At 35.7% G+C, this 15,694-nt stretch carries 13 protein-coding genes; 5 read left to right on the top strand and 8 right to left on the bottom strand.

Going from position 1 to position 15,694, the window contains the following annotated elements:
- The first annotated feature begins 56 nt into the window (after window positions 1–56).
- Window positions 57–986, top strand: coding sequence for an isoaspartyl peptidase/L-asparaginase family protein (locus Q0893_RS00365; RefSeq protein WP_299271794.1), 930 nt, complete (start codon window positions 57–59; stop codon window positions 984–986).
- On the opposite strand, the gene Q0893_RS00360 is transcribed toward Q0893_RS00365, so the two are convergent.
- The 3 genes from Q0893_RS00360 to Q0893_RS00350 are packed head-to-tail and all read right to left on the bottom strand — an operon-like array spanning window position 967 to window position 3,328.
- The gene (locus Q0893_RS00360; protein ID WP_299271792.1) at window positions 967–2,085 is read right to left on the bottom strand and encodes an HTTM domain-containing protein; all 1,119 of its coding nucleotides are present in this window, start codon (window positions 2,083–2,085) and stop codon (window positions 967–969) included. The two genes, Q0893_RS00365 and Q0893_RS00360, sit on opposite strands and share 20 nt — an antisense overlap.
- Window positions 2,082–2,423 carry a hypothetical protein gene (locus Q0893_RS00355; protein ID WP_299271790.1) on the bottom strand — a complete coding sequence of 114 codons (342 nt, stop codon included), beginning with the start codon at window positions 2,421–2,423 and terminating at the stop codon, window positions 2,082–2,084. Before Q0893_RS00355 ends, Q0893_RS00360 begins: the two co-directional genes overlap by 4 nt.
- Before the next feature lie 41 nt (window positions 2,424–2,464).
- Window positions 2,465–3,328 (bottom strand): cyanophycinase, encoded by an 864-nt coding sequence (locus Q0893_RS00350; RefSeq protein ID WP_299271788.1) that lies wholly within the window; start codon window positions 3,326–3,328, stop codon window positions 2,465–2,467.
- Between the two features lie 97 nt (window positions 3,329–3,425).
- On the opposite strand from Q0893_RS00350, the gene cphA reads away from it, so the two are divergent.
- A complete protein-coding gene (gene cphA, locus Q0893_RS00345; RefSeq protein WP_299271787.1) occupies window positions 3,426–6,065 on the top strand; it encodes a cyanophycin synthetase in 2,640 nt (879 codons plus the stop codon).
- A gap of 76 nt (window positions 6,066–6,141) precedes the next feature.
- On the opposite strand, the gene Q0893_RS00340 is transcribed toward cphA, so the two are convergent.
- Window positions 6,142–6,414, bottom strand: a complete 273-nt coding sequence (locus Q0893_RS00340) for a hypothetical protein (RefSeq protein WP_298904407.1) — start codon at window positions 6,412–6,414, stop codon at window positions 6,142–6,144.
- Between the two features lie 173 nt (window positions 6,415–6,587).
- On the opposite strand from Q0893_RS00340, the gene Q0893_RS00335 reads away from it, so the two are divergent.
- Window positions 6,588–8,000 carry an aldehyde dehydrogenase family protein gene (locus Q0893_RS00335; RefSeq protein WP_299271785.1) on the top strand — a complete coding sequence of 471 codons (1,413 nt, stop codon included), beginning with the start codon at window positions 6,588–6,590 and terminating at the stop codon, window positions 7,998–8,000.
- Here the strand turns inward: Q0893_RS00335 and Q0893_RS00330 are convergent.
- From Q0893_RS00330 to Q0893_RS00320, 3 genes are read right to left on the bottom strand one after another with little or no spacing between them, the layout of a single operon-like run.
- Window positions 7,997–9,010, bottom strand: a complete 1,014-nt coding sequence (locus tag Q0893_RS00330) for an isoaspartyl peptidase/L-asparaginase family protein (RefSeq protein ID WP_299271783.1) — start codon at window positions 9,008–9,010, stop codon at window positions 7,997–7,999. The genes Q0893_RS00335 and Q0893_RS00330 overlap by 4 nt on opposite strands.
- Window positions 9,007–10,314, bottom strand: coding sequence for a sugar MFS transporter (locus tag Q0893_RS00325; RefSeq protein ID WP_299271781.1), 1,308 nt, complete (start codon window positions 10,312–10,314; stop codon window positions 9,007–9,009). The genes Q0893_RS00330 and Q0893_RS00325 overlap by 4 nt, the downstream gene beginning before the upstream one ends.
- A 10-nt stretch (window positions 10,315–10,324) precedes the next feature.
- On the bottom strand, window positions 10,325–13,273 hold the full coding sequence (locus Q0893_RS00320) for a GH92 family glycosyl hydrolase (RefSeq protein ID WP_299271778.1): 2,949 nt from the start codon (window positions 13,271–13,273) through the stop codon (window positions 10,325–10,327).
- 112 nt (window positions 13,274–13,385) lie between these two features.
- On the opposite strand from Q0893_RS00320, the gene Q0893_RS00315 reads away from it, so the two are divergent.
- Window positions 13,386–14,612: a metallophosphoesterase gene (locus Q0893_RS00315; protein ID WP_299272633.1), complete on the top strand. Its 1,227-nt coding sequence runs from the start codon at window positions 13,386–13,388 to the stop codon at window positions 14,610–14,612.
- A 144-nt stretch (window positions 14,613–14,756) separates the two neighbouring features.
- Entirely contained in the window at window positions 14,757–15,053 is a 297-nt protein-coding gene (locus Q0893_RS00310) for a co-chaperone YbbN (RefSeq protein ID WP_028871703.1), read from the top strand.
- 1 nt (window position 15,054) lies between these two features.
- Here Q0893_RS00310 and Q0893_RS00305 read toward each other — a convergent pair whose 3' ends face one another.
- On the bottom strand, window positions 15,055–15,690 hold the full coding sequence (locus Q0893_RS00305; RefSeq protein ID WP_299271776.1) for a polysaccharide deacetylase family protein: 636 nt from the start codon (window positions 15,688–15,690) through the stop codon (window positions 15,055–15,057).
- Window positions 15,691–15,694 lie beyond the last annotated feature (4 nt).

The raw sequence follows: 15,694 nt of genomic DNA, 5'->3' as shown, positions 1-15,694 counted from the left end.
TTATATGGAACAAATTAAACTACAATTTGTAATTTTCCGCAGTAAAAAATATTACAATGAAAAATTTCTCAATAGCCATTCATGGAGGTGCAGGAACATTAGTAAAAGGACTAATGACTCAAGAATTGGAGTTGCAGTATAAAGAAGCATTACAAGTGGCTCTAAACAAAGGGTACACTGTTTTAAATGATGGTGGCAATGCCATTGATGCGGTTGAAATTGCCGTAAAGTCATTAGAAGATTCACCATTGTTTAATGCTGGAAAAGGTTCGGTTTTTACCGCAGAAGGAACGCATGAAATGGATGCGAGTATCATGGAAGGAAAAACCTTAAACGCTGGAGCTGTGTCTTTAGTAACTGGTATTAAAAACCCCGTGTCCTTGGCACGTGATGTTATGGATAAAAGCTACCATGTGTTTTTAGCAGGTGAAGGTGCTATGGCTTTTGCGAAGCAGCATAACTACGACCTTGAAGAGGCTAGCTATTTTTATGATGAGGTACGTTACCAACAATGGCAAGGGATAAAAGATAGTGAGAACTTTCAACTAGATCATAGTGTAAAAAAGGATGGAAAGTTTGGAACGGTTGGAGCCGTAGCTTGCGATCAAGATGGAAATATCGCAGCAGCAACATCTACAGGAGGCATGACCAATAAAAAATGGGGGCGCGTTGGTGATAGCCCAATGATTGGTGCTGGTAATTATGCTAACAATAAAACCTGCGCAGTATCATGTACTGGAAGTGGCGAGTTCTTTATTCGAGGTGTTGTGGCTTATGATGTATCATGCTTAATGGAACACAAAGGATTGAGTTTGCAAGAAGCATCGGAAGAAGTTATAAATAAACGTGTTCTTGATATTAAAGGTGATGGAGGTTTAATTGCTGTAGATACCGAAGGAAACATTGCCATGCCTTTTAATACTGAAGGGATGTATCGTGCCTGTAAGACATCAAAAGGCGACGAACTTATTGCAATTTATAAGTAGGGGTCTTTTTGAATAATTTAGACCAGTTGATAGGTAAAAAGTAAACAATCATTATCCAAACAAAAATAGCGTTCAAAACGAACAAAGTTGTTCTATGATTATATAATAGGATATAAAGAATAACATCAATCGCAAATAGAAGCATAAAGAAGTTTGGCGTATTCAATAATACAAACTTTAATGCCTTGTGATTAAAAAGAACCTGATCTTTATGTTTTAATTGTAGCCAAAAGTGCTGCCCTTCATTATTTGGCGCCCACGTTTGTTTTTTGTCCATATCCAAAACCCTAAAAAACTGCTTTAAGACGTTTGCGCTTTTTTGTCTATACACAATATTTAATTGCGCTTTTGTAATACTATTAAAAGCCAATAATGTGATTACCAATGATTCTAGGAAATGACCAAATCTAAAAGAGGTTAAAGTGAATAAGGTGGTGTGAAACACAATGATAAACCAAACTGTTAATCTTCGCGTTTTTTTGAAAAGTATAAAAATGGCTATAGAAAACTCCGTAAACATGGCAATATAAGACAATAGTTTTGCCAATATCATTTTTGGAAAGAGTTGAGACATGTATAAATATGGAGGGTTTTCTCTTGCTGTTCCTAACCAGTTATCCATAAAAGCACCAGACCACCAATCTGGTTCAAGAAATTTATTTATTGAAGCGCCAAAATAGACTAAGCTCAATTGAAGCACAAAAAGATATGGAGGATCCTTGTCGTTACTTAGCCCGGCTAAAATTAATGCACAAGCACAAATAAAGTTATGGTTAAAAAAAAGAGGTTTTGAGGCTAAAATGCTTAAAATAATGACACAACCATTAATGAGGCTAGCTGTTCTAACTTTAATATTGAATAACAATGCAAATGCGCTAAGGCCAAATATGATTTTTAATGAATAATTAAAGACGTTAGGATAAGTATTGAACATATCTAATCCTGGTATAAAAGGAATAAACGGATCAGATATTTTAAAAAACATGTGATGCGCAATTAATAATAGCAGCAGTAGTTTACACATGAGTAATACGTTAGAATGCATTTTAGTGCCTTCAAACTGAAATAGTCTTAATATGAACGTTTTTAAGTAGGTCATCGTTTATATATCCATTCCTGCTCTTCGTGGCCGTTCGTTGAGTATTTTACAATAACTTGGGCATTATCTGTTTTGCCATAGGTATCTTCATATTGAGAAATAAGAGAAAATATATTGTCAATTGAGCGTTGTTCCCAACCTTTCATTTTATACTTATAGCGAGCTTCCGCTTCTTGTTGTGAAAGGGTCTTTCCGTTAATGGTAACAAAGGTTTCAAATTTCGTATGGCTATCGTAAGGTGCCCAGCAGAAAAAACGTTCAGGTATGAAACGAGCATGAACAACAGCTCCCACCTGAAGTAAGAGAAATAGGATTCCGAAGTAAAACCTAGTCTTCATAGGTTTAAAGCTAAAAGAATTTGGTGGCTATGTCAAAAAAACTAGATAAAAGGAGCTTCAATAGGAAGAACCGTTACCTTTCGGTTTGTAATGTCATATTGATCGCCATTAGATAATACATGAACAGTAAGATTAGCCATGGTCATTGGAGTACCTTCTTGCAAAACTTTTTCATTGTTATGTGTAAGCTGGCTCCCATCAAAAACAATCACCATTCCAGAGCCAATAATAGTACAATCATTTCCATTTTTAATGATAAGACCAGTGTCTTCTGCCAATCCTAAACCAACCAAATTGGGAAATTTAGCAATCGCTTCACTTTGTCTTCCAAAACGTCCACGTTTAATAAAGTGTGTATCAATAATTAAACTAGGAATTAAACTTAAGCCTTGATACATGTTAACGGCGCCTTTTACAAAAGCCTCAGAAGCACTACCACCTGCAATCATTTCATTGGACATAGCCATTGCACCAGCACTCGTTCCTGCGATTACAAAGCCTTCTTCATTTTTATAACGTTCTAAAAGGATGTCGTGAATAATTGTGCCTCCAATTTTATCGGTAATTTTAGATTGATTACCTCCTGAAAACATAACGCAATCTGCAGATTTTATAAGATCAATAGATTCTTGCTTTTCAGAGTCTTCTTTACTTCTAATATCCAAAACACTTACATTTTTGCAACCTAAGGTTTCAAAGGCCGATAAATAATTATCGCCAACTTCTTCAGGAATACTGGACGCTGTAGGTATAACAACAATTTTTGAGTTTACACCACCAGACTCTCTCACAACATGGTATAATATACCTTCGTCAATGAATTCTAGCGTGTACATTTCGTTGTGTTCCAGACCTTTGTCTTCGTTTCCTCCTATAGGAATAAGTGTCCCTTTTATCTTCTGCATAAAAATCTTCCTGTATATTGAATATTGGGCAAAAATAAACTAATTTTTTTATTGAAAAATGTTATATTTATAATCTTTCACTTAAAAAATCAACCAAATGGATATACGTAGTATAAATGCAATGCGAGGACCAAACTATTGGTCAATTAGACGACATAAATTAATTGTAATGGTTTTAGACCTTCAAGAAATGGAAGAATTACCTTCCAATAAAGTTGATGGTTTTTATGATCGTCTTAAAGCTATGTTTCCTGGCATGTATGAGCATCGTTGTTCTGTTGGAGAACCTGGAGGATTTTTTCAACGTGTAGAAGAAGGCACATGGATGGGGCATATTATAGAACATATTGCTCTAGAAATCCAGACATTAGCTGGTATGGATGTAGGCTTTGGAAGAACAAGGGGTTATGGCGAGGAAGGAGTCTACAATGTTGTTTTTGCGTATATGGAGGAGTCTGTAGGACGCTATGCAGCAAAGGCTTCTGTGAGAATATGTGAAGCCTTAATAAGTGGAGAAGCATATGATTTGTCTGATGATATTCAAGAGATGCGCGAATTGCGTGAAGCCGACCGCCTTGGACCAAGTACTGGTTCTATTGTAGAGGAAGCAGAAGCTAGAGGAATTCCATGGATTAGATTAAACAAATACTCTTTATGTCAACTAGGATATGGCGCTAACCAAAAGCGAATTCAGGCCACTGTAACGAGTGAAACAAGCAGTATAGGCGTTGAACTAGCCTGTGATAAAGAAGATACAAAATACTTGTTGGAACAAGCCGAAGTGGAAGTGCCTCGTGGAGATATTATTCGACGCGAACGTAGTTTAGAGGAGGCTTGTCGATATGTTGGCTATCCTTTGGTAATTAAACCAATAGATGGAAACCATGGACGAGGGATAACAGTCGATATTCAAAACTATGATGATGCATTGGTTGCTTTTAGACACGCAAAAGACAGTTCTAAAAGTGGTGCTATTATTATTGAAAAATTCATTATTGGAGAAGATTATAGGCTACTGGTTATTAATAATAAACTTGTTGCGGCCGCAATTAGAACACCTGCCCATGTTGTGGGTAATGGAAAATCTACAGTTCAAGAACTTATCGATGAGGTAAATAGTGATCCACGACGTGGTTATGGTCATGAAAAAGTATTAACACAAATTACTACGAACGAGCTTACACGAAAACTTATTAAAGATGCTGGTTATACATTAGATTCGGTTATTGCTGAAGGCGAACGACTTATTCTAAAAGACACGGCAAATCTAAGTACAGGAGGAACGGCAGAAGATGTAACTGATATTGTGCATCCTGCAAATGTATCAATGGCAGAGCGTATTTCTAAAATCATAGATTTAGATATTTGCGGTATCGATATCATGACAACAGATATTTCAAAACCTTTATCTGAAACTGGTGGAGCTGTTCTTGAAGTGAATGCAGGACCTGGTTTTAGAATGCATTTAGCACCAACCACTGGGTTACCTCGAAATGTTGCGGCTCCAGTAATTGACAAACTATTTCCTCAGAAAGGAGATACTGGTCGTATCCCTATTATTGCAACGTCTGGAACAAATGGAAAAACAACCACAACACGCCTAATTGCGCATATTGCAAAAATGAAAGGGTATCGCGTAGGTTATACAACAAGTGATGGTGTTTATATTCAAAACAGGTTGTTAATGACAGGAGATTGTACTGGACCAGCAAGTGCCGAATTTGTTCTCAAAGATCCTACCGTTAACTTTGCTGTTTTAGAATGCGCTAGAGGCGGATTATTACGAGCTGGATTAGGATTTAAAAAATGTGATGTAGCCGTGGTAACTAACGTTGCGGCAGATCATTTAGGCTTAAAAGGAATTCATACGATAGAACAATTAGCTAAGGTAAAAGCTGTTGTTCCTGAAACCGTATTACCAGATGGTTATGCCATCTTAAATGCCGATGATGATTTAGTCTATGATATGCGTCGTAATGTGGATTGTAATGTTGCTTTGTTTTCAATGGATGAAAATAACCCAAGAGTAAAAGCATTACAACGTCTTAATGGTATTACAGCCGTTTATGAAAATGGCTTTGTAACTATTTGTAGAGGCGAATGGAAGATGCGTTTAATGAAAGCCGAGCACATTCCTTTAACCTATGGTGGTAAAGCAAAATTTATGATACAAAATGTCTTAGCGGCTGTTCTAGCAGCCCATGTACAAGGCATTAGTATAGAAGATATGAAAGCAGCCTTAGAAACTTTTATTCCTTCGGCTTCACAAACACCTGGACGTCTTAACTTATTTAAGTTTAATAATTTCACGATTCTGTTAGATTATGCTCATAACCCAGCAGGAATGAGAGCACTTCAAAAGTTTACAGACGAATTAGAGGCCACTGTAAAAGTGGGTATTATTGCCGGTATTGGTGATAGACGTGTTGAAGATAATAACGAAATGGGAGCTATTGCTGCTGAAATGTTTGACGAAATTATAATCCGTCAGGATAAACGTTTAAGGGGAAAAACTGAAGAAGAACTTATAAAGATGCTTGATGATGGAATTAAAATGAAAGATCCTAATAAGAAAACGATGATTATTCCTTCAGAAAAAGAAGCGATTACATATGCTGTAAAAAATGCTGTTAAGGGGTCTTTAATTATTTTATGTAGTGATGTTATTCCAGATGCCTTAGACTTGGTTAAAAAGTTTAAAGAACAAGAGGCTAAAGGAGAATTAAACTTCGCTTAGAAAGGATATATTTAGATATGAAAACAAAAAAATCCGAAACGTTAGTTTCGGATTTTTTAAATGTCTTTAAAACGAATTAGCAAAGTTTTACAGTTTTTACTTTAATCTGTAAACTTTTTCTATATGCTTTTATACTAATTATATCTGAACTTTTCTTTCTGTTTATTTTTAATAGTTGAGCTTTAACTGCAGAAGCAGCTCTTGTCTCTTTTTTTATTTCTTGAGTTTTACCTTTATTTTCGATCACAGTTTCAACAGTATCATTATTTTTGATATCTACATTAGTATCCTGACCTACAGAAAGTAGAGGTAACATTGTAAAGGCTAATATGGTTAATACTTTTTTCATAATCGTCGAGGGTTTTTAATTTTAAACTCAGGTCAAAGAAACACAAGAAATGTAGTGATTATGAATATTTTAGATAAAACGGTTGATTTTTAGTTAAGATGAAACCGTTCGTAAAAAACATCGACGAAATGCACAAAAACGGCTCGCAGCCCAATAAAAACGTTTAGGATTAAATGACAGATTATTCAGATAACAGGTACTTTGAGTTGTTTAACAAACAAAAAGCTCATCAATTTACATTAGGAAATACCAATTATAAGGAGCGCATTAGAAAACTTAAAGCATTAAAGCGTGCTATTGAAAAAACCTACAGGCAAGACTTAAGAGATGCTATGTTTAAGGATTTTAAAAAACCACAAACTGAAGTTGACCTTACAGAGATTTATTTAGTAATTAAAGAAATAAAGTATGCGTGTTCAAACTTAAAGTCGTGGTTAAAGAAACAGCGCGTAGATACACCATTAACCTTATTAGGGACCTCTTCTTATATTACTTATGAGCCAAAAGGTGTATGTTTAATAATATCACCTTGGAACTATCCAGTAACCTTAACCTTTGGCCCATTGGTATCTGCCATTGCGGCTGGCAATACAGTTATTTTAAAACCTTCTGAGATGACTCCAAACACATCTGCAGTAATGCGCGAGATTGTTGAGAGTATCTTCTGGGAAAGTGAAGTAGCGCTTATTGAAGGTGAGGTAGATGTTGCTCAGGATCTTTTAAAATTGCCTTTTAATCATATATTCTTTACTGGATCTCCAGCCGTTGGAAAGATTGTAATGTCGGCTGCTTCAAAACATTTATCGTCAGTAACTTTGGAGTTAGGAGGGAAATCGCCTACTATTATTCATGAATCTACAAATATCAATGCAGCGATTAAGAATATCGTATGGGGAAAGTTTCTCAATAACGGACAAACTTGTATCGCTCCTGATTATGTAATGGTTCATGAATCAATTAAAGATGAATTTATAAATGCCTTTAAGGCTAAGGCACTAGCTTATTATTCAGAAAACCCAAAATCATCAGAATCATTTAGTCGTATTGTCAATAAGAAACATTTTGACCGTCTTGTTGCAAGTATTGAAAATGCTAAATCGTTTAATGCTACAATTGAACTGGGTGGTGATTATGATGAAAATACAAATTATATTGCACCAACGCTAGTGTCTAATGTAGATGAGGGAGCACAGTTGCTACAGGATGAGATCTTTGGACCAGTACTTCCCATAAAAACATATAAATCAACCGAAGAGGTTATCAATTATATCAATTCAAAAGAAAAACCCTTGGCATTATATATTTATGCTAAAAATCGAAAGTTCATTAATACAATAATTAAAAACACCAGAGCAGGTAGCACATGTGTTAATAGTAATGCACTCCAGTATTCTAACCATTATTTACCTTTCGGTGGTTCTAATAATAGTGGTATTGGAAAAGCCCATGGTTTTTTTGGTTTTCAAGAATTTTCTAATGCACGTTCTGTCTTAAAAAGACATACCGCAGGGCCTTTGTACTTACTATTTCCGCCTTATAATACATTGAAGGAAAAAATAGCCAACTTAGCTGTTAAGTGGTTTTAAGCCTTGTTAAAATAGTCAGATTGGATTTGTTCATTCACGCCATCTTGAAATTTAGTCATGCTAAACCATTGATGTATTGAATAACTTCCTGTTTCTCCTTTTTTATTTACAGCAATATATCCGACCTGGAAATTTTTATAATTGCTATTAGGTTTATTTACAATCCTACTTATAGCCTCTTCGCAAGCCTCTTGAGGTGACTTTCCTTGTCTCATAAGTTCTACAACTAAAAAACTTCCAACAGTTTTCACGACTTCTTCACCTAAGCCTGTAGCAACACAAGCACCAATTTCATTGTCTACAAATAAACCAGAGCCAATAATTGGAGAATCACCAACACGTCCACCTAATTTATAAGCAAGTCCGCTAGTGGTACAAGCACCAGAAATGTCACCATTTTTGTCTATGGCCAACATGCCAATAGTATCGTGGTTTTCGATATTGATAATTGGTTTGTATTCGCTTTTTACTTTCCATTCTTCCCATGCCTTTTTTGAAGCATCTGTTAGTAGATCTTCAGCTTCAAAACCTTTAGACAGGGCAAACTGCTTAGCGCCTTCTCCCGCAAGCATAACATGTGGTGTGTCTTCCATAACCTTCCTAGCCACAGAAACCGCATGTGTAATGTCTTTGAGATATACTACAGAACCACAATTTCCATGTTTATCCATAATACATGCATCTAAAGTGACATTACCATCACGATCGGGTAAGCCTCCTTTTCCAACAGATTGTCCTTTTTCATTCGCCTCTTCAACCCGACAACCTTGTTCAACAGCATCTAGAGCAGTACCTCCGGCTTCTAGGACTTCCATTGCTTTTGTTGTGGCATCAATAACATGCCATGTTGCAATAACTAACGGTAATGAACCGTTAGAACCGTCTGTTGTTGCAGCTGCAACTGTTTTTTTATCTTCCGAAGTTTTTTCGACACAACCTATTAAAGTATTTCCTACTGCGAGTCCAACACCTGTTAATGACGCATTTTTAATAAAGTTTCTTCGTTTCATGAGACTATTTTTTTAGAATTTTTATAACCATACCATAAGATATAGGTATAGCAAATTATGATAAAGAACAAGGCGTACTTAAAGCCTATTTCATCAGTTAAATAACCATATAAGGGAGGAATTAATGCGCCTCCAACAATAGCTGTACAAAGTAATCCAGAGCCTTTAGGTTTAAGTGCACCAATACCATCAATGGCTAGCGTAAAAATGGTTGGAAACATGATAGAGTTAAACAGCCCAACAGCTAAAATACTCCACATACTTACTAATCCCGTGGTGCTTATTGAAATGAGAATAAGGACTATGGCCAACGTAGCAAAAACACCTAGAACTTTTCCTGGTTTCATAATTTTTGTGAGATAGGAACCTACAAAGCGTCCAATCATTGCGCCAGACCAGTAAAACGTAACAAATACACCGACAATAGCTTTATTGTCGTTATCTGTTAGTCCAGAGTTTAAGATGCCTTCAGCTATAGATTTCATTACACTATTTTCTTTAATGACTTCAATCAAATTCATATCTAAAAAATAGTTCACGAGGTAACTACCTATTGCTACTTCTGCACCAACATAAAAGAAAATACCAAGTACGCCTAACATGAGGTTTTTGTTTTTAAAGGCATCTGCATAAGTTCCAGAGGATGTTTCACTTATTAGTTTGGGGAGTTTCGCAAAAAAGAAAATACCAGCTATAAAAATGATAAACAAGGCGAGTCCGAGAAATGGTTTTTGAACGGCCGAAGCCTCGCTAGCTAAGTAGGTTTCTTTTGCAGTTTCTGTTAATGCTGCAATTTCGTCTTTTGTTTTTATTGTATCACTCAAAATAAATAAGGCTCCAATTGCGGGAGCAATCGCTGTTCCTAGAGAATTAAAGGCCTGTGATAAATTTAAACGACTTGATGCTCCTTTTTCTGAACCTAAAACCGCAACATAAGGATTTGCTGCCACTTGAAGAATTGTCATTCCTCCAGCTAAAATAAAGTATGCCAACATAAAGACTCCAAACGTTCGGTAGGAAGCAGCAGGATAAAACAGCAAACAACCTAGAGCCATTGTAAATAGTCCCAATATAATACCACGTTTATATCCAATTTTAGATAAGATATAACTGGCAGGTATTGAGAGCAAAAAGTAAGCGCCAAAGAAAGCGAATTGAACCATTCCTGCCTGGAAATACGTAAGTGTAAATAGTTCTCTTAAACGTGGAATTAAAGAATCTACTAATACCGTTATAAATCCCCAAAGGAAAAATAGTGTCGTTAGTAAAATAAAAGATGATCGATATGATTTTTGTTGGTTCATAAATTGGCTCTTATTTAATTGAAATTTCATCTACAAATAGCCAACTTCGGCCATCGTGTGGGTAACCTAAATGCCATTTAGGAAGTTCTCCTAATTTTTTAGCAATCACTCTGATATAGCGATATTTTTTCGATGTGTTACTGAAATCTAATTGTAGTATTGAAACATCCTCTGAAGGTTGTGCAGCGTCAATAACCCGTTTAGGCGCAAAAGGTTTAAATAGTTTTCCATCATTGGATACTAGGCAACGGACTTCAGTAGGATAGAAAATCCATGAGCGCTGGTCTTGTAAAAAATCAACTGAAATTGTATTGATATCCCTAGAACTGCCTAAGTCAACAGTTGCAATAAGATCTTCATCAAAATAACCTTGCCACGTTCCTGTTCTAAAATCTTGAGTTCCCCTAATACCATCTATAAGAGCGTCGTTGCCTCCAGCATTATATTGATTGGCATATGTTGTTCCAAGATGTATAGATACATTTGGATCTATTTTGTAGAATTTTGTTTCAATAAGTGCGCTTTTGATGTTGTTTTTTTCTGAGTATACAACCATTGTAGTGGGATCCGAAATTTTAAACGGATCACTATACTTAATATAATCACCTTCGTTGAGCTTGTAATAAATAATAGCATCTGAATCTGCATTTTGCAATACAACTTCAGTATCTCCTTTAAAAGCTACATCTCCTTTGGCGATAAATGGAGCAGGAACAATCACGTGCTCCTTAATTTGGGTTTTAGGCTCCTGGCCATCTCTACTTCCCCAAACAGCAGGATTGTCGGTCATTTTGAATTCTAAAGTGCCTCCATCCATAATGTCATTATGAGAAATGAACGTCTTATCAAGGGCTTTTCCGTTGAGGTATGCATATTCAATATAGATGTTTCTATCACTTAAATTATCTGCAACAATAGTAAATTGTTTTCCGTTTTCTAAGTTGATAGTTGCTTTATCAAACAGCGGAGTGCCAATAATATAATCATTGCTAGAAGGTGTTACAGGATAGAATCCCATTGATGAAAAAACGTACCAAGCACTCATTTGTCCACAGTCTTCATTACCCGAAATACCATCAGGTTCATTGGTGTAGAGTTCTGTTAAAATTTGATGAACCTTCTCTTGGGTTTTATGTGGTTTGTTTACAAAATTATAAAGGTAAGCCATGTGATGGCTAGGCTCATTTCCGTGAGCATATTGCCCTATTAACCCTGTTATATCGGCTTGGTTACGACCAGAGGTTTCGCCTTTAGCGGTAAACAGGTCATCTAATTGTATTTCTAATTTATCTTTTCCACCTAACAAGGTCATAAACCCAGATATGTCTTGAGGGACATAAAAACTGTATTGCCATGAGTTGGCTTCGGTATAGTTGAAGTTAACTTCATAAGGATCAAAAGGGGCAAACCATGTATTACGAAAACGTCCGCGCATAAATTTACTTTCAGGGTCGTAAATGTTCTTATAGTATTGCGCTCTTTTCGAATACAATTCATAATCATCAGTTTTCCCCATGGCTTTAGCCATTTGTGCAATGGTCCAGTCATCGTAGGCGTACTCTAATGTTTTGGAAACTGATTCACTTTCTTCTTCCACAGGAATAAACCCGAGTGCTTTGTATGATTTAAGTCCGAGTTTATCTCTAGTAGCCGAATGTTTCATTGCTTCTAAGGCCTTTTCAGTATCATAATTGGTTATGCCTTTTAAGTAGGCATCGGAAATCACAGGAACGGCATGATAGCCAATCATACAACCTGTATAACAAGCTGATAGATCCCAAATAGGCATTATACCACCTTCATCATATTTGGCTAAGAACGTATTTATAAAGTCATTGGTGCGCTCTTGTTCGATAATAGTATATAAGGGATGAGCAGCTCTATAAGTGTCCCAAAGAGAGAATACTGTATAGTATTCAAAATCTTCCGTTTCATGAATTTCCAAATCCATCCCTCGATAACGCCCATCTACATCTTGATAAAGGTTTGGAGCAATCATGGTGTGGTATAAGGACGTATAAAAATTGGTTTTATAATCATTGTTTTGAGATTCAACAACAATTTTATCGAGCTGATTTTCCCATGCATTCTGAGCATCGGTTTTAATATGATCAAATGCCTTCTTGCCTATTTCTTGTTTTAGATTGTTGACGGCTCCATCATTATCAACCGCCGAAATACCTATCTTAACATAAATTGGGTCATTGTTGGGGTTGTTGAAGGTAATGGCAGCTTGTTTACTCTGATATTTATAATTTTTAGAAACCAAGGCGCCTTGATCTTGATAGGTGATGTTTTTTATAGGTTTTGAAAACTCAATTGTATAAAACAATCTTTGATCTGTTGCCCATGCTTTTGAGTGTCTAAAACCAGAAATAGTAGAATCGCTTATTTTCTGAATTTTATAATCTAGGAGCTCATCTCGATGATCGAGTTCAAGAATTACATATTGATTTTCGGATGATGGAAATTGGTATTTGTGCATACCACTGCGTTTTGCAACCGTAAGTTCAACATCAATATTGGTAGAATCTAAGCGTACCTTGTAATATCCTGGCTGAGCAATTTCATTATCATGAGAAAAATGAGCACGATAACCAGGTTTTCCGTCACTACCGTTATTAAAATTAATGCTTGTGGTTGGCATTAATAAAATGTCGCCGTAATCACTAACACCAGTACCGCTAAGGTGTGTATGAGAGAAACCATAAATGTAATTATCACTATAGTGATAACCCGAACAACCATCCCATCCATCGAGTCTAGTATCAGGGCTTAATTGCATCATGCCAAACGGCATTGTGGCTCCTGGATATGTGTGTCCATGACCACCTGTACCAATAAAGGGGTTAACATATTCAATTAGAGGTTTGTCTTTTTTGGCAATTTCGATTTGAGGTTTCGTTTCACAGCTAATTAGGAAAAAAGTTAGTAAAACGACGAAAAAAAGATGTTTCATGGACCGTGTTTTTAATCGAAACGGAAGATACTAAATCTTAACGTATCGTTAAATATAATTTATCAACTAAGTTGCTTTTTAAAATGAGTTATCTTTGAAAAAACTTCATTATATGGTACGTTGGATTATATTTATCTTAATCTATAGTCTTTTTTCATTTTACGGATTTCAAGCGGTTAAAACAGTAACCAAGGTAAGTTGGTTGCATTATTTATTTATAGCTATTGCGATTGTTATTGCTGGAAATTTTATTTACCAGTTTTCAATTGGCTCAGAAGGTCGTGTACTTAACCCTTCAAAGAGTTATGCTTTTGGGTTTTTATTAGCTTTTATGTCGTTAAACTTGGTTATTGTTCCAATTCTTTTAGGAGAAGATATTGTTAGAGTAGCGTTAGGTTTATATGATAAGTTAGTAACGAAAGATTCATTTTATTTACCATCTCGAAGAAAGTTTATTAGTCAAATTGCTTTGGGCTTGGCTGCCATTCCATTTAGTTCCCTTCTTTACGGAATGTATAAAGGGAAGTATCGTTTTAGAGTTTTGAATTACACTTTACATTTTGAGGATTTACCAGAAGCCTTTGATGGGTATCGCATTACACAGATAAGCGATATTCATTCAGGTAGTTTCGATAATCACGAAAAAATTGAATATGGTGTCAATCTTATTAATGAGCAAGAATCGGATGTTATTATGTTTACAGGAGACATGGTTAACAATAAAGCGTCTGAAATGGAACCATGGAAAAATGTTTTTGGTACTTTAAAAGCAAAGGATGGTGTGTTTTCTGTATTAGGGAATCACGATTATGGAGATTATGTGAGGTGGCCTTCCGAGGCAGACAAAGTTAAAAACCTTAATGATTTAAAAACAATTCAAAGAGAAATGGGCTATGATTTATTGCTCAATGAGTCTCGTTTTTTAGAGAGAGACGGACAGCGAATTGCCATAGTTGGTGTGGAAAATTGGGGAAAAGGTGGATTTAAAAAGGCAGGAGATTTGAAAAAGGCTTCTCAAAACGTTGCTGCAGATGATTTTAAAATTCTTATGAGCCATGACCCCAGCCATTGGGAGGAAGAAGTTATTAAGGACGATTATCACTATCATTTGACATTAAGCGGACATACACATGGTATGCAATTTGGAATTGAAATCCCAGGCTGGATTAAATGGAGTCCTGTAAAATGGCGTTATAAGTATTGGGCAGGAATTTATGAAGAGTTGGGTCAGTATATAAATGTGAATAGAGGGTTTGGATATTTAGGATATCCTGGTCGTGTTGGAATTTGGCCAGAAGTAACAGTTATTACACTTAAAAAGGGAGTAAATAACGCTTAATAGTATGGAAATGTTATATTTACTTTGAAAATGCGTATTTTTATAAATATGTCATAGTGAACCTACTGGGTAATACTATTTAAAGTATTACCAAAAATTTTATGTAGGTTTGTATATGCATATCAGATTTAAAAGTTTAAATGTATGTCAAAATTTGGGGAACTTATAGACGTGGATATTCCAGTTCTGTTAGATTTTTTCACAGAATGGAATGAGCAATCTACTGCAATGCATCCAGTAATGAGAGATGTGGCAGCTGCTCTTGGTGATAAAGCAAAGGTCATCAAAATCGATGTTGATAAAAATAAAGAGTTAGCCGAAGCCTTGCGTGTTAAAGGTTTGCCAACACTCATCATTTATAAAAATGGTGAGATGAAATGGAGGCATAGTGGTGAGCAAGATGCCAATACCTTAATAGGAATCGTTCAAGAATATATCTAATCTAGAGCGCTTTAAATTCAAACCCTTTTTTACTGAAAAGTTCTAATACTTTAGGAAGTGTATAAGTCATGTTTTTAGATGCCTTTACGCTGTCGTGAAATACAATGATACTACCAGCTTTGCTTTTGGATAACACATTTTCAAGACATTGTTCTTCAGAAAGGCTTTGATCCCAATCAAAAGATAGAACATCCCACATAACTATTTTATAACCCAGATTAATAATTTTTTTACCTTGCTTGGGCTTAATTTGACCATAGGGAGGCCGAAACAATTTTATGTCATCTTTTTTTAGGGTATCAATAATGGTCTGTGTAAGGCGGACTTCACTTAGATAGTCTTTGGTTTTGGTTGTCCAGCCCTTAACATGTTGATGTGTATGGTTTCCTATGGTATGACCATCGTCAATGATTTTCTGGAATATGCCAGGGTATTTTTCAATATTAGAACCTATACAGAAAAATGTGGCTTTCGCGTTATAACGCTTAAGTGTTTGTAAAGTCCAATCGGTAATTTCAGGAGTTGGACCATCATCAAAAGTGAGGTACAACTCCTTACTATTGGTAGTAATATCCCAAAGATAATTTGGGAACATTTTTTTAGCAACAATAGGTGTTTTTACTGGAGCTATTTTCATTTAA

Source organism: uncultured Psychroserpens sp. (genome assembly GCF_947494225.1).
Classification (GTDB): Bacteria; Bacteroidota; Bacteroidia; order Flavobacteriales; family Flavobacteriaceae; genus Psychroserpens.
This window is presented reverse-complemented; position numbering and strand designations above follow the sequence as displayed.

Excerpts from the sequence above, each read along its gene's own strand:
- Q0893_RS00365 (WP_299271794.1), top strand. The coding sequence starts at position 57 with ATGAAAAATTTCTCAATAGCCATTCATGGAGGTGCAGGAACATTAGTA.
- Q0893_RS00360 (WP_299271792.1), bottom strand. The coding sequence starts at position 2,085 with ATGACCTACTTAAAAACGTTCATATTAAGACTATTTCAGTTTGAAGGC.
- Q0893_RS00355 (WP_299271790.1), bottom strand. The coding sequence starts at position 2,423 with ATGAAGACTAGGTTTTACTTCGGAATCCTATTTCTCTTACTTCAGGTG.
- Q0893_RS00350 (WP_299271788.1), bottom strand. The coding sequence starts at position 3,328 with ATGCAGAAGATAAAAGGGACACTTATTCCTATAGGAGGAAACGAAGAC.
- cphA (WP_299271787.1), top strand. The coding sequence starts at position 3,426 with ATGGATATACGTAGTATAAATGCAATGCGAGGACCAAACTATTGGTCA.
- Q0893_RS00340 (WP_298904407.1), bottom strand. The coding sequence starts at position 6,414 with ATGAAAAAAGTATTAACCATATTAGCCTTTACAATGTTACCTCTACTT.
- Q0893_RS00335 (WP_299271785.1), top strand. The coding sequence starts at position 6,588 with ATGACAGATTATTCAGATAACAGGTACTTTGAGTTGTTTAACAAACAA.
- Q0893_RS00330 (WP_299271783.1), bottom strand. The coding sequence starts at position 9,010 with ATGAAACGAAGAAACTTTATTAAAAATGCGTCATTAACAGGTGTTGGA.
- Q0893_RS00325 (WP_299271781.1), bottom strand. The coding sequence starts at position 10,314 with ATGAACCAACAAAAATCATATCGATCATCTTTTATTTTACTAACGACA.
- Q0893_RS00320 (WP_299271778.1), bottom strand. The coding sequence starts at position 13,273 with ATGAAACATCTTTTTTTCGTCGTTTTACTAACTTTTTTCCTAATTAGC.
- Q0893_RS00315 (WP_299272633.1), top strand. The coding sequence starts at position 13,386 with ATGGTACGTTGGATTATATTTATCTTAATCTATAGTCTTTTTTCATTT.
- Q0893_RS00310 (WP_028871703.1), top strand. The coding sequence starts at position 14,757 with ATGTCAAAATTTGGGGAACTTATAGACGTGGATATTCCAGTTCTGTTA.
- Q0893_RS00305 (WP_299271776.1), bottom strand. The coding sequence starts at position 15,690 with ATGAAAATAGCTCCAGTAAAAACACCTATTGTTGCTAAAAAAATGTTC.